The sequence below is a fragment of the Aeromicrobium sp. REDSEA-S32_B7 genome (genome assembly GCF_001626145.1).
In the GTDB taxonomy this organism is placed as follows: domain Bacteria; phylum Actinomycetota; class Actinomycetes; order Propionibacteriales; family Nocardioidaceae; genus Aeromicrobium; species Aeromicrobium erythreum.
Genome location: NZ_LUNF01000158.1, coordinates 1 through 12,747, shown reverse-complemented (window position 1 = coordinate 12,747; position 12,747 = coordinate 1). Strand labels below are relative to the sequence as shown.

The following is a 12,747-nucleotide window of genomic DNA, read 5'->3' as shown; positions in this document are numbered from 1 at the left end:
AGTGCGGGGTGCGCGACGGCGTCCACGAGGGCCAGGACGACGGCGACCAGCGCAGCGACCCCGCCCGCGGCGAGAGCGACCCAGGCCCCCACCCGTGCGGTCGCCCAGTGCAGTGCGGCACCGACGAGCACGGCGACGACGAGCGCCGCGGTCGCCGACCAGAAGGGGCGCGCTCCGCCGTCGTCGAGCACGACCGCCACCCGCACCCCGGCGGCCGCCCCGGCGAGGCCGCCGAGCACCGACACGACGACCAGCTCGCGGGCGTCGTCGAGGGTGCGTCGTCCGAACCTGACGATCGCCGCGGTCGTGAGCACCACCACGGCGCACCACAGCAGGTCCCACGGCGCGCCGGGCAGCGCGTCGAGACCGAGGAGTCCCTGGTCGCGCGCGGCGAACCAGTCGAGCGTGAACAGGCCCAGGAAGACGGTCCACAGGGCCTCGGCCGACGCCCGGAGACGTCGGCGCGTGACCACGGTGGCGACACCACCCGCGACGGCCGTCGCCGCCAGCAGCACCAGGGCGCGGCCGAGGATGCCCATCGGACCCCAGTAGACGGTGATGAAGATGGCGCCGGCCACGAGGAGGGCGAGGGCACCGAGCGCCAGGAGGACCGTGCCCACCGAGACGGGCGCGCGCGGCGTCGTCGCCGCGACCGAGTCGACCGTAGGGACGGTCGGGGGCGGGCTGGTCGGGGCTGGGCTGGCGGCCGCTGGTGCTGGGGCCGGCGCTGTTGCCGTGGCTGGCTCCGGCACCGTCACGGTCGACACAGGAGCGGGCGCTGCGGGGACGGGCGCCGCGACCGTCTGCGGCCGGCTGGCGCGGCGGGCTCGCTCGAGGTCGCGGTCGACCCGCAGGAGCTGGTTCCACAGCCGTCCCGCCTCGGCGGTGCGCAGGTCGAGACCGCAGCGCGCGCAGACCCGCGCACCGTCGAGTCGCGCCCGGCAGTCGGGGCACACGGTCGGATCGGCGTAGGCCATGGCGACACCCTGCCCGTCCAGGTGGTCCTCGGACAACCTCGTCGGCCGCCGCGGGGGTCAGTCGACGCGGTCGAGGACGGCCACGCACTCCACGTGGTGCGTCATCGGGAAGAGCGCGAACGCCCGCAGCGGACCGAGGCGGTACCCGTGCTCGGCGAACGTGGCGACGTCGCGGGCGAGCGCCGCCGGGTCGCAGGCCACGTAGACGACTCGGCGGGCGCCGAGGGCCGCGACGGCCGGCACGGCCTTGCGCGCGCCGGTGCGCGGCGGGTCGAGGACGACGACGTCGACGCCGTCGGCGAGGGCGGGGTCGCGGCGCAGCGCCCCCTCGGTCGAGTCGGCCACGAGGCGCACCTGGCTGCGACCGTGCAGCGACCTGCGGGCGTCGCGAGCTCCTTGCCGGTCCGCCTCGACGCTGACGACGAGGCCGTCCGGTCCGACGGCGTCGGCGAGGAAGGCGGTGAAGAGTCCCACGCCGGCGTAGAGGTCGGCGACGCGGTCGCCGGGGCGCGCCTCGACGGCGTCGAGGACGGCGTCGACGAGGGTCCGCGCCGCCTCGGGGTGCACCTGCCAGAAGCCCGAGCCGGTGACGGTGAAGTCGTGCGGTGCGACGTGCTCGGTGAGCCGGGTGCCTCCGGCGCGGCGGTGACCGTCGGTGCCGGCCACGCCGTCGACGTCGAGGTCTGAGGGCACGGTGGCGTCGGTGACGACGAGGCGCTGCCCGGTGGACGAGACGATGGCCTCGACCGGGCCGCTGTCCCAGCGGTGCGCGGTGACGTCGGGCAGGTCGGGGTGGGCGATGGGGCAGTGATCGACGGGCACGACCTCGTGCGAGCGGTGCTTGCGCAGACCGGGGCGCCCGTCGGGCGTGGTCGACCAGGTGACGCGCGTGCGCCAGCCGAGGGTGGGTCGGACCTCCTCGACGACGACGTCGCGCTCGATGCCGGCGAGCCGGCGCAGCTGCTCGGCGACGACGTCGGCGAGCAACCGGCGCTGCGCGGCGGGCTCGACGTGCTGGAAGTCGCAGCCGCCGCAGGTGCCGGCGAGGGCGCAGGGCGGCTCGACGCGGTCGGGCGAGGCCTCCAGGACCTCGACGGCGTCGGCTCGCAGGAACCGCTTGGTGGTGTCGGTGACGCGGATGCGGACCCGCTCCCCCGGCAGGCTGTGCCGGACGAAGACGACCTGCCCGTCCAGCCGCGCCACGCAGCTCCCGCCGTGGGCGACGGGCCCCACCTCGACCACAGGAAGACTCTTCCCGTTCACGCCCGACCACCTCGCACGGGCCCACGAGCCCACCGAGGGCACAGGGCGACGGGCCCCACCTCGACCGCAGGGAGACCAAAGTCGCTCACGGGCGCGTGTCCGGATTGTCGGCGTGGGGCTGCTCGGGGCGGGGCTGGTCGCCGAGGCCGCGGCGGACGTCTCCGGGGGCGGGACCGATGACGCTGCGCGGGTCGACCTTGGCGGCGGAGCTGAGCTGGTAGGGCACGCTCGTGACCATGACCCCGGGCATGAACAGCAGGCGCCCCTTGAGGCGCAGGGCGGTCTGGTTGTGGAGGAGCTGCTCCCACCAGCGCCCGACGACGTACTCGGGGATGTAGACGCTGACGATGTCGCGGGGGCTCTCGCGGCGCTTCTCCTTGACGTACTTGACGACGGGGCGCACGAGCTCGCGGTAGGGCGAGGAGACGACGGTGAGCGGAACAGGGATGGCGAGCTCGTCCCAGCGCTCGCGGAGGGCTGTGGTGTCCTGCGGGTCGAGCTCGACGTAGAGCGCCTCGAGCGTGGAGGGCCGGGCCACGCGGGCGTAGGCGAGGGCGCGGAGCGCGGGCTTGTGGAGGCGTCCGATGAGCACCACGGCGTGCACGCGGGACGGGAGGGCGACGTCGGTGTCGTCGATGGCGAGCTCGTCGCTGACCCGCTGGTAGTGGCGGTTGATGCCGAGCATGAGGAAGAAGACGAACGTCATGGCCAGGATGGCGATCCAGGCGCCGGCGAGGAACTTGGTGATGAGGACGATGACGAGCACGGTCGCCGTCATCGCCAGGCCGAAGCTGTTGACGATGCGCGAACGCTTCATCCGGCGTCGCTCGGTGGGGTCGGTCTCGGTCGCGAGGTGGCGGGTCCAGTGCCGGATCATGCCGAGCTGGCTGAGGTTGAAGGAGACGAACACGCCCACGATGTAGAGCTGGATCAGCTTGGTGACCTCGGCGTCGAACGCGAGGATCAGGACGATGGCGGCGACGGCGAGCAGGACGATGCCGTTGCTGAACGCCAGACGGTCGCCGCGGGTGTCGAGCTGGCGGGGCAGGTGGCCGTCGCGGGCCAGGATCGAGCCGAGGACGGGGAAGCCGTTGAAGGCGGTGTTCGCGGCGAGGACCAGGATCACGCCGGTGCAGGCGATGGTGAAGTAGAACAGCGGCTGGGCGTCGCTGTAGAGGGCCTTCGCGAGCTGGGCGATGACGGTCGGCTGGTCGTAGCCCTCGCCGACGGGCTGGCCGTCGAGCAGCAGCTGGCGGGCGGGGTCCTCGACGTAGCGGACGTGCATGGCGTCGGCGAGCAGGATGATGCTCATCAGCATCGTGATGGAGATGGTGCCGAGCAGCAGGAGCGTCGTGGCGGCGTTCTGGCTCTTCGGCTTGCGGAAGGCGGGGACGCCGTTGCTGATCGCCTCGACGCCGGTGAGCGCGGCGCAGCCGGAGGAGAAGGCACGTGCCAGGAGGAACGCCATCGCCAGTCCGGTGAGCGCCGAGTCGTAGGGCGCCTCCGCGGCGATGTCGTAGGGGGCGCTCTCCGCCTGCGGCAGGTCGCCGAGCAGGTACCGGACGAGTCCCCAGGCGGCCATCAGGCCGATGGCGAGCATGAACAGGTACGTCGGGACCGCGAACGCGGTGCCGGACTCCTTCGTGCCGCGCAGGTTCAGCGCCATGAGCAGCAGGACCAGGACCGACGCGGCGAGTGCCTCGTGGCCGACGAGCCACGGGATGGCCGAGGTCGCGTTCTGCACGCCCGAGGAGATCGACACGGCGACCGTGAGGACGTAGTCGACGAGCAGGGCGCTCGCCACCGTCACGCCGGCCTTCGGTCCGAGGTTGGTGGTGGCGACCTCGTAGTCGCCGCCGCCGCTCGGGTAGGCGTGGACGTTCTGCCGGTAGGACGCGACGACCGTGAGCATGACGAGGACGACGGCGATGCCGATCTTCCAGTTGAACGCGTAGGCGGTGATGCCGCCCATGGAGAGCGTCAGGAAGATCTCGTCGGGGGCGTACGCGACGGACGACAGCGCGTCGCTCGCGAACACGGGCAGGGCGATGCGCTTCGGCAGCAGCGTCTCCCCCAGCTGGGTACTGCGCAGCTTCCGTCCGACGATGGTCCGCTTGACGGACTCGACCATGCCCACGAGCGACGATGGTAGCCGCGGGGTCGTCCGCCCGCCGGGGCGCGGGCGCGCGGCACGGCACCGGTGCCCCGGACCGGCCCACGACGTCCTCGCGTCCGTGTAGCGTCGCCCCCGTGCACATCGTGATCATGGGCTGCGGCCGCGTCGGGTCGACGCTCTCGCGCAGCCTCGAGGAGCGCGGCCACACGACGGCCGTGATCGACTCCAACCCTGACGCGTTCCGCCGCCTGGGCCCCGGCTTCACGGGGACGACGGTCACCGGCATGGGCTTCGACCGCGAGGTGCTGCGCGCGGCGGGGATCGAGCAGGCCGACGGCTTCGCGGCGGTCTCCAGCGGCGACAACTCCAACATCATCTCCGCGCGCGTGGCCCGCGAGCAGTTCGGCGTCGGCAACGTCGTCGCGCGCATCTACGACCCCGGTCGCGCCGAGGTGTACGAGCGGCTGGGCGTGCCCACGGTGGCCACCGTCCCGTGGGCGGCCGACCAGGTGCTGCGCCGTCTGCTGCCGGCCGGGTCGGAGCCGGCCTGGCGCGACCCGTCGGGCCAGCTGCGCCTCGACACCGTGTACGCGCCGTTCCCGTGGATCGGCCACCACGTCTCCGACCTCGAGGACGCCGCCGGCGTGCGCGTCGCCTACCTCACCCGGCTCGGCTCGGGCGTCGTCGCGACGGCCCGCACCGTGATGCAGGAGGGCGACGTGCTCGCCGTGTTCATGCGAGACGAGGACGCCGAGCGTGCCCACGCGGTGCTCGAGTCCGGACCTGAGGAGGCCTGATGCGCGTCGCCATCGCCGGTGCCGGTGCGGTCGGCCGGTCCGTCGCCCTCGAGCTGACCGAGAACGGTCACCAGGTGCTGCTCATCGACAAGTCGCCGGGGTCCATCCGCTCCGACGTCGTGCCCGACGCCCAGTGGCTGCTCGCCGACGCGTGCGAGATGTCGTCGCTGGCCGAGGCCGGCCTGCACACCTGCGACGTCGTCATCGCGGCGACCGGTGACGACAAGGTCAACCTCGTCGTCTCGTTGCTCGCCAAGACCGAGTTCTCGGTGCCGCGCACCGTCGGCCGCGTGAACCACCCGAGCAACGAGTGGCTGTTCGGAGAGTCGTGGGGCGTCGACGTCGCCGTCTCGACGCCGCGCCTGATGTCGGCGCTCGTCGAGGAGGCGGTCTCGGTCGGCGACCTCGTCCGCCTGTTCACGTTCCGCCAGAGCAACACGAGCCTGGTCGAGCTGACCATGCCCGCCGACTCTCCCTACACCGGCCGTCTTGTGCGCGACGTCCCCTGGCCGCGCGACGTCGTGCTCGTCGCCATCCTGCGCGACAACGCCATCGAGACCCCCGACCCCGAACGCTCTCTCGAGGCGGGCGACGAGCTGCTCTTCGTCACCGCCGAGGACGCCGAGGTCGAGATCGGCTCGCTGCTCTCCCCCAAGTCCTGACGTCGCGCTGCGGCTGGGGCCGGGTCCTCGTCGGCCTGCGGCTGCGCTGGCGCGGGTTCAACTCGTCCTGCGCTCCGCAAGGGCCTCGACCGGGCGGCTGGGAATCGTGCTGGTCTGGGGTCTCGGGCTGCGGGTTGCGCTCGGGGTGGACGCACGATTCTTCGTTTGCGCGCCCTGGGCGGTGGGTTTGCCACCGCATCGTCCTCAGCGGTGGATCTGCCACCTTCTCAGCGCCCTACAGGTGGAGAATCCACCGCCGACGGGATCAGACGTGGCAGAGCTTCTCCCTTCTCGTGGACCGTGCCACGAGAAGGGAGAAGCGCTGCCCACCCCACCCCAAGGGCACCCACGCTTCTTCATTCACGCGTAGAAGGTCGAACGCTTCTGCGTTGGTGACGGGATCCCGTAGCAAACGCAGAAGCCTCGGCCTCCACCTCACCAACGCAGATCCTTGCGTCCCACGCGAGCCACAGCCCGAGACCTCAGGCCAGCGCGCCGCCCAGCCGCCCGGTCGAGGCCCTTTCGAAGGCCACCCCCAGCGAAACCCGAGCCAGCGCACCAGCAACCCCAGACCCCCGGCGCCAGCGCACCAGCAGGTCCAGTCGCTGCCTCAGCGCGTGCTCGCGCCCGGCTCGAGGGGGGTCGCGTTGCGCGACAGGACCCACGCCATGGCGGCGAAGGCGGCGACCTGGAGGGGCCAGCCGAGCACGACCTTGGAGGTGCCGAGGAGGGCGACGTGGTCGCCTGCCCAGAGCGGGTACTGCACGAGGACGCGCACGATGCAGGGGGCGGCGAAGAGCCAGGTGAGCAGCGAGCATAGGCGGACGAGCTGGCGGTCCTCGTGCCACTCGGTGGGCTCACCGGTCAGGCTGCCGATCAGGAAGCCGACGAGTGGCCAGCCGACCAGGATCGACACGACGAACACGGCCGCGTAGGCGCCGTTGTAGAGGATGCCCGGCAGGAACACGTCGCGGGCCTCGCCGCTGCGCGAGGCGAACACCGCCGCGATCGCGATGCCGACGAGCGCATTGAGCACGAACTGGACCGTGGAGCGCTGCACCAGACGCACGGCCAGCAGCACGACCGCGCTGCCGACGCTCGCGATCAACGACGTACGGAGGTCCTTCGTGACGATCCAGCAGACGGTGAAGACGATCGTCGGCACGGCGCTCTCGACGATGCCGCGACCGCCGCCCAGCGCCTCGGCGAGCTTGGAGCGGACGAGCTCCTCGACCGTGGTGTAGCGCCGTGCCCCGTCGCCCGGACCGTCGTGACGGGCGGGCTCGGCGGAAGCGTCAGGCATCGAGCTCGTAGCGCGGGTTGTAGAGCACGCAGCTGTCGCCGCGCCGGCCGATCCGTCCGTGGACCGTCAACCGACGTCCGGGCTCGATGCCCCTGATCTCGCGCCGACCGAGCCACACGAGCGTCACATGGCCGGACCCGTCGTACAGCTGCGCCTCGAGCGCGCTCACCCCGTCGGAGACGGGCCGGGTGGTCACCGAGCGCAGCTCGCCGTGCAGCGAGCAGACGGCACGGTCGGACTGCGACGCCAGGAGCCGGCAGCCGGCCTGGTCGGCGCTGCGCTGCAGCTCGTCGTCCTCGATCTGCTCGAGGGTCGGCCGGCGCCAGGCACGGCTCAGTCGCGAAGGCATGCGTCCATCCTAGGTCGGTTCGCCGTCAGGACCGAGGGTCACGGGCTCCGCGTCGGGCGGCAGCTCGATCAGCAGCGGCTCGCGGACGGGGCGCGGGTCGTCGCCGCGCACGACCACCACCTCGCGGAACGCCTGCTCGAGGAGACCGTCCTCGTCGGGCTCGAGCGCCGCCGAGCCGAGGAACGTCGCGCGCAGCATCCAGCGGGGACCCTCGACGGCGACGATCCGCGACGGCTGGAACCCGTCCTGGCCGTCGGGCAGGGTGACGGGGATCTGCACCCGCAGCTCCGGTCCGAAGGGCCCGTCGAGCTCCTCGACCTGGCCCTCGAGCCGCTGCACCTCCGCCACCAGCTCCTGACGCACCTCGTCCCACAGGCCGCCGCTGCGGGGCGCGGCGAAGGCGCGCAGCTCCAGGCCCGCCTCCTCGGTCACGAGCACGACGGAGCCGGCGCCGCCGCCGTCGTCCTGCGGCACCTGCAGCTGGAAGCCGACCCGGCCGCGGATGCGCAGCGGGCCGAGGTCGACGTAGCCCGCCTCGTCGGCGGAGGCCTCCGTGGAGTCTCGCGGTCGGGTCGGCGTGCTCACCGCCTCGGACTGCTCGCTGGTGCTCGTCTCGTCGGGTGCGGTCTGCTCGCGCTCGCGGCGACGTCGGATCATCGGTGCTCTCCCACGGATCGGTGGCCGCCGGTCGAGCCGTAGCCCCCGGCGCCTCGGCTGGTGTCCTCGAGTGACTCGACCTCGCGGAAGGTCACGTGCTCGACGCGCTGGACGACGAGCTGCGCGATGCGGTCGCCCCGCGCCACCTCGACCGTCTCTCGTAGGTCGTGGTTGACCAGCAGCACCTTGATCTCGCCGCGGTAGCCCGCGTCGACCGTGCCGGGCGTGTTCACGACCGAGAGGCCGTGCCGCAGCGCCAGACCGGACCGGGGGTGCACGAAGGCCGCGTACCCGTCGGGCAGGGCGATGGCGATGCCGGTCGGCACGAGCACCCGCTCGCCCGCGGCCAGCGTGGCCGGTGCTGCGGCGTGCAGGTCGACGCCCGCGTCCCCCGGGTGCGCGTACGCGGGGACCGGGAGCTGCGGGTCGAGGCGTCGCACCGCGATCTCGAGCATGCTCGCGACCCTACTCGGGTGGACCTGGCCCGGATGCGGCAGGCTTGCAGGGTGCAGAACCGTCGTGAGCGCCTCGTGGCTCCCGTGTCGTGGTGGGTCGGCGTGCTCGCCTTCGCCCTCGCCTGGGCCTGGCTGCTGCTGGTCGTCGCCGGCACCGGCGCAGCCGTGGTGACCTTCGTCGGCGTGGCCGTGCTCACGGGTGCCGTCGTGTGGGCGTACGGACGCACCGTCGTCGACGCCGGCCCCGACGGCCTGCGCGTCGGACGCGCGTTCCTGACGGCGGAGCACGTGGGTGCCGTCACCCCGCTCGACCGCGTCGCGACCCGCGAGGCCCTCGGACCCCGTGCCGACGCCCGTGCCTGGTTGCACGTGCGCCCCTACGTCGACACCGCCGTGCGCGTCGACGTCGACGACCCGGCCGACCCTGCCCCCTACTGGCTGGTCTCCACCCGCCACCCGAAGGCGGTCGCCGCCGCGCTCGGCGCGCGTCCCGCCTCCTCCGACGCACCCGACCAGCCCACTCCAGACCCGAGGTGACGACCATGGCTCGCACGTCCCGCAAGGCCCGCACGACCCCCAGCCTGGAGACGGCGACCCCGCCGCGGAAGGCGTCGCGCTCCAGCCGTACCAGCTGGAAGCTGCTGGACCGCTCGACCACCATCGCCGCGGGTCTGCTCGCCCGCCAGGCCTCGACCGTCACCTGGCGTCTCGCGACGGGTCGCAAGCCCCCGACCGCGGGACGGCACCCGGACGTCGAGACCAAGGAGGCCGTGGCATGGGCTGTGGTCGGGGGTGCCCTCGTCGAGGTCGTCCGCCTGCTCGTGCGTCGAGGCGCGGCGGGCTACTGGGTGCGCTCCACGGGCGACCTCCCGCCCGGGATGAAGCCGCTGAAGGGTGCCTCGGTCGGGGCACGCGTGGCCGCGGCCGCAGGAACGACAGAGCCGGGGTGGGACGTCCCACCGGTGCGTGCTGCGTCAGTAGGCGCAGTCCCGGCAGATGAGCCGGTCGCCCTTCTCCTCGGCGAGCTGGGACCGGTGGTGCACCAGGAAGCACGACGAGCACGTGAACTCGTCGGACTTGCGCGGCACCACCTGGACGGCCAGCTCCTCGTGAGAGAGGTCGGCACCAGGCAGCTCGAAGGACTCGGCCGCCTCGACCTCGTCCTCGTCCACCTTGCCCGAGTTCTTCTCGTGGCGACGCGCCTTGAGCTCCTCGATGCTGTCCTCGGACTGCTCTTCCTCAGTCTTGCGAGGCGCGTCGTAGTCGGTAGCCATGTACCCCTCCGTCGTGTGCGTTCAACCGACGGGATTGTTCCACACCGGCACAAGCCGTCGTCGGTCAGTACCCACAAGCCCGGACGACGTCGAAGTATTCCCCTGCGAGGGCGGGGTGGGCGGCCATCACGAGCCGTCCGTCAGGCGCTCCGTCGAGTCCCTCGACGCGCACGCCCGCCTCGCGCGCCACGAGCGCGCCCGCTGCCCTGTCCCACGGCTGCAGACCCTGCTCGACGTACGCGTCGAGCGTGCCGTCGGCGAGCGCGCACAGGTCGAGCGCGGCCGCGCCGATGCGACGAACGTCACGTACCTGGGGCAGCAGCTGGGCGACGGCGAGTCCCTGCTCGCGGCGACGCTCCGGCAGGTAGCCGAAGCCGGTGCCGACGAGTGCCTCGGCCAGCGGCGGGGGCTCGGGGGCGTGCAACGGCCGTCGCTCCTCGCCGCTCCAGCGCCAGGCACCGGCGCCCAGGACGGCCGCCCACTCCTCGCCGGTCGCGATGTTCACGACGTACCCGGCCACCTCGGTCGCGCCGTCCGGGCCGTCGAGACGAGCCGCGATGGAGACCGCGTAGGCCGGGATGCCGTAGACGAAGTTGACGGTGCCGTCGATGGGGTCGACCACCCACTCGACACCGCTGGTGCCGCGGACGCCGCCACCCTCCTCCCCGAGGAAGCCGTCGTCGGGGCGGGCGGCGAGCAGACGCTCCCGGACCAGCTCCTCGCTGGCGCGATCGACCTCCGTGACGACGTCGACGCGGCTCGACTTGGTGTCGGCCACGCCCACCCGGCCCTCCGGTCGCCGCGCACGCACGAGCGCCGCGGCCTCGAGCCCGACCTCCCGGGCCAGCTCGACGAGTGCATGGGGGTCGACGGCGTCGCTCATGCGTGCGCCGGGCGGTCGCCGCGCAGGTTGGCGCAGCAGTTCGGCACGCACACCCACGGGTTCGCCCCGCAGCTGCCGATCGTGGCGGGCGTCGGGTCCTCGCCGCGGTCGGCCGCCGCGCGCTCCTGCAGGAGGTCGGTGATCATCGCGACGAAGGCCGGGTGCGAGCCGGGCGTCGGCACGCGGACGAAGCGCAGCCCCAGCTCCTCCGCCGTCGCCTTGGCCTCGGTGTCGAGGTCGTAGACGACCTCCATGTGGTCGGAGACGAAGCCCACGGGCACGATCACCGCGGCGGCGCCGCCCCGCTCCTTCAGCGCGGTGAGGTGGTCGTTGACGTCGGGCTCGAGCCACGGGGTGCGCGGCGAGCCGGACCGCGAGCAGTAGACGAGCTCCCACGGCAAGCCCTGGTGCCGCGGCTCGAGTCCGGCCATCACGAGGCGCGCGGTCTCGAGGTGCTGGTCGCGGTAGGCGCCGACACCCGGGCCGCCGCTCGCGTCGTTCATCGCGTCGGGGATCGAGTGGGTCACGAAGACGACGTGCGTGTCGTCAGGTGCGTCGGCGAGCGCAGCCCGCGTGTGCTCCACGAACGGCGCCACGAAGCCGGGGTGGTTGAAGGGCAGCCGCAGTCGACTGAGCTCGATGTCGAGGCCCTCGGTCGCGTCGGCGAGGTTCTCGCGGTACTGACGGCAGCCCGAGTACGAGGAGTACGCACTCGTGAGGAAGTAGGCGGCGTGCCGGACGCCGTCGGCCACCATCTGCTCGAGAGCGTCGCGCAGGTACGGGTCCCAGTTCCGGTTGCCCCAGTAGACGGGCAGGTCGACGTCGCGCGACGCGAGCTCACCCTCGAGCGCCGCGATGACCTGCCGGTTGAGGTCGTTGATCGGGCTGCGACCGCCGAACAGGAAGTAGTGCTCCCCCACCTCCTCCAGCCGCTCGCGCGGGATGCCCTTGCCGACGGTCACGTTCTCCAGGAACGGGACCACGTCGTCGGGCTTCTCGGGACCACCGAAGGAGACGTAGAGGAGTGCATCGAAGGGGCGGACGTCCATGCCGTCATCGTCCCACGCACCGCCTCCACGCGCGGCGCGGCAGGGGGAGGTGGGCGGTGCTGGTGCGCTGCAGCGGATGGTCGTGGCCTTGCTGCTGCGCTGCCTGCGGAGGTCTTGCCCTGCTGCTGCGCTGCCGCGGGCGGTATCGACCTTGCTGGTGCGCTGCCTCGGCTGGCGCTGGGGGTGGTCTCCGAAAGGCCTCGACCGGGCGGCTGGCATCCGCGCTGGTCTGGGGTCTCGGGCTGCGGGTTGGTGCTGGGGTGGACGCAAGATTCTGCGTTGGCGACGGGATCCCGTCGTGAACGCAGAAGCGTTCGGCCTCGCACGCTCGAATGCAGAATCCTGGTTGCCCTTGGGGGTGGGGTGGGCAGCGCTTCTCCCTTCTCGTGGCACGGTCCACGAGAAGGGAGAACCTCTGCCACGTCTGCCCCCGCCATCGGTGGATCTGCAACCGCAGAACCGCTCCTGCGGTTGCAGATCCACCGATAGGACGCTCAAACGCAGAACCATGGCCTGACAACGCAGAAACGAAGAGTCTTGAGTCAACCGCGGGCCCAGGCCAGACCCCGAGACCCGGAACCACCCCCGGGCTCGCTGCCGGTCGAGGCCCTTTCGGAGCCCACCCCCAGCGAACGCCGAGGCAGCGCACCAGCAAGGTCACGACGACCGCAGGCAGCGCACCAGCAACGTCACGACCCCCGCAGGCAACGCACCCGCAGGACGAGACCCCCGCAGGCAGCGCACCAGCAAGCCCACGACCACACGAAGCCCCCGCCCCTCCACCGACCCCACCACCCACCAGGCCCGCGGGTAGTCTGCGGTCGCGCAGCCGTGCAGCGAGGGAGGGGGCAGGGTGCGATCGACGTACGGGCGGGTCCTGGCGCTGCCGGGTGCCGCGCTGTTCAGCCTGACGGGGCTCGTGTCGCGGCTGCCGTTGTCGATGGCGTCGCTCGGTCTGGTGC

The 12,747-nt window shown here is 72.6% G+C and carries 13 protein-coding genes and 1 pseudogene; 4 read left to right on the top strand and 10 right to left on the bottom strand.

The window, feature by feature from the left end; translation table 11 throughout:
* The 3 genes from A6Q79_RS11200 to A6Q79_RS11190 all read right to left on the bottom strand — a co-directional run.
* A partial coding sequence (locus A6Q79_RS11200; RefSeq protein WP_317698276.1) for a hypothetical protein occupies window positions 1-977 on the bottom strand: 977 nt, incomplete at its 3' end.
* A gap of 57 nt (window positions 978-1,034) precedes the next feature.
* On the bottom strand, window positions 1,035-2,240 hold the full coding sequence (locus A6Q79_RS11195) for a class I SAM-dependent RNA methyltransferase (RefSeq protein WP_286690524.1): 1,206 nt from the start codon (window positions 2,238-2,240) through the stop codon (window positions 1,035-1,037).
* Between the two features lie 85 nt (window positions 2,241-2,325).
* Window positions 2,326-4,371, bottom strand: a complete 2,046-nt coding sequence (locus tag A6Q79_RS11190; protein WP_286690525.1) for an APC family permease — start codon at window positions 4,369-4,371, stop codon at window positions 2,326-2,328.
* A gap of 119 nt (window positions 4,372-4,490) precedes the next feature.
* Between A6Q79_RS11190 and A6Q79_RS11185 the strand changes: the two genes are divergently transcribed.
* Both A6Q79_RS11185 and A6Q79_RS11180 read left to right on the top strand, forming a co-directional pair.
* Window positions 4,491-5,153, top strand: coding sequence for a TrkA family potassium uptake protein (locus tag A6Q79_RS11185; protein ID WP_286690526.1), 663 nt, complete (start codon window positions 4,491-4,493; stop codon window positions 5,151-5,153).
* Window positions 5,153-5,815: a TrkA family potassium uptake protein gene (locus A6Q79_RS11180; protein ID WP_067857134.1), complete on the top strand. Its 663-nt coding sequence runs from the start codon at window positions 5,153-5,155 to the stop codon at window positions 5,813-5,815. Before A6Q79_RS11185 ends, A6Q79_RS11180 begins: the two co-directional genes overlap by 1 nt.
* Before the next feature lie 610 nt (window positions 5,816-6,425).
* Here A6Q79_RS11180 and A6Q79_RS11175 read toward each other — a convergent pair.
* From A6Q79_RS11175 to dut, 4 genes are read right to left on the bottom strand one after another with little or no spacing between them, the layout of a single operon-like run.
* A complete protein-coding gene (locus A6Q79_RS11175; RefSeq protein ID WP_286690527.1) occupies window positions 6,426-7,118 on the bottom strand; it encodes a DUF3159 domain-containing protein in 693 nt (230 codons plus the stop codon).
* Window positions 7,111-7,467, bottom strand: coding sequence for an OB-fold nucleic acid binding domain-containing protein (locus tag A6Q79_RS11170; protein WP_286690528.1), 357 nt, complete (start codon window positions 7,465-7,467; stop codon window positions 7,111-7,113). The genes A6Q79_RS11175 and A6Q79_RS11170 overlap by 8 nt, the downstream gene beginning before the upstream one ends.
* Before the next feature lie 9 nt (window positions 7,468-7,476).
* Complete coding sequence (locus A6Q79_RS11165) at window positions 7,477-8,124, bottom strand: DUF3710 domain-containing protein (RefSeq protein ID WP_286690529.1); 648 nt, start codon at window positions 8,122-8,124, stop codon at window positions 7,477-7,479.
* Window positions 8,121-8,579 (bottom strand): dUTP diphosphatase, encoded by a 459-nt coding sequence (gene dut / locus A6Q79_RS11160; protein ID WP_286690530.1) that lies wholly within the window; start codon window positions 8,577-8,579, stop codon window positions 8,121-8,123. Before dut ends, A6Q79_RS11165 begins: the two co-directional genes overlap by 4 nt.
* Window positions 8,580-8,630: 51 nt before the next feature.
* Here dut and A6Q79_RS11155 point away from each other — a divergent pair, with 51 nt between their 5' ends.
* Both A6Q79_RS11155 and A6Q79_RS18655 read left to right on the top strand, forming a co-directional pair.
* Complete coding sequence (locus A6Q79_RS11155; protein WP_067857114.1) at window positions 8,631-9,116, top strand: DUF3093 domain-containing protein; 486 nt, start codon at window positions 8,631-8,633, stop codon at window positions 9,114-9,116.
* A 5-nt stretch (window positions 9,117-9,121) separates the two neighbouring features.
* Window positions 9,122-9,430: pseudogene (locus tag A6Q79_RS18655) on the top strand (DUF4235 domain-containing protein); the annotation flags it as partial.
* A 123-nt stretch (window positions 9,431-9,553) separates the two neighbouring features.
* Here the strand turns inward: A6Q79_RS18655 and A6Q79_RS11150 are convergent.
* From A6Q79_RS11150 to A6Q79_RS11140, 3 genes are all read right to left on the bottom strand, one after another.
* A complete protein-coding gene (locus A6Q79_RS11150; RefSeq protein WP_067857109.1) occupies window positions 9,554-9,853 on the bottom strand; it encodes a DUF4193 domain-containing protein in 300 nt (99 codons plus the stop codon).
* Window positions 9,854-9,917: 64 nt separating this feature from the next.
* Entirely contained in the window at window positions 9,918-10,736 is an 819-nt protein-coding gene (locus A6Q79_RS11145; protein ID WP_289016668.1) for an inositol monophosphatase family protein, read from the bottom strand.
* Window positions 10,733-11,785, bottom strand: a complete 1,053-nt coding sequence (locus tag A6Q79_RS11140; protein WP_317698271.1) for a ferrochelatase — start codon at window positions 11,783-11,785, stop codon at window positions 10,733-10,735. Before A6Q79_RS11140 ends, A6Q79_RS11145 begins: the two co-directional genes overlap by 4 nt.
* Window positions 11,786-12,747: the final 962 nt, after the last annotated feature.

What these genes read in the sequence shown, in the direction of transcription:
- A6Q79_RS11145 (WP_289016668.1), bottom strand. Translation starts at nt 10,736, where the DNA reads ATGAGCGACGCCGTCGACCCCCATGCACTCGTCGAGCTGGCCCGGGAG.
- A6Q79_RS11150 (WP_067857109.1), bottom strand. Translation starts at nt 9,853, where the DNA reads ATGGCTACCGACTACGACGCGCCTCGCAAGACTGAGGAAGAGCAGTCC.
- A6Q79_RS11175 (WP_286690527.1), bottom strand. Translation starts at nt 7,118, where the DNA reads ATGCCTGACGCTTCCGCCGAGCCCGCCCGTCACGACGGTCCGGGCGAC.
- A6Q79_RS11190 (WP_286690525.1), bottom strand. Translation starts at nt 4,371, where the DNA reads ATGGTCGAGTCCGTCAAGCGGACCATCGTCGGACGGAAGCTGCGCAGT.
- dut (WP_286690530.1), bottom strand. Translation starts at nt 8,579, where the DNA reads ATGCTCGAGATCGCGGTGCGACGCCTCGACCCGCAGCTCCCGGTCCCC.
- A6Q79_RS11170 (WP_286690528.1), bottom strand. Translation starts at nt 7,467, where the DNA reads ATGCCTTCGCGACTGAGCCGTGCCTGGCGCCGGCCGACCCTCGAGCAG.
- A6Q79_RS11140 (WP_317698271.1), bottom strand. Translation starts at nt 11,785, where the DNA reads ATGGACGTCCGCCCCTTCGATGCACTCCTCTACGTCTCCTTCGGTGGT.
- A6Q79_RS11165 (WP_286690529.1), bottom strand. Translation starts at nt 8,124, where the DNA reads ATGATCCGACGTCGCCGCGAGCGCGAGCAGACCGCACCCGACGAGACG.
- A6Q79_RS11180 (WP_067857134.1), top strand. Translation starts at nt 5,153, where the DNA reads ATGCGCGTCGCCATCGCCGGTGCCGGTGCGGTCGGCCGGTCCGTCGCC.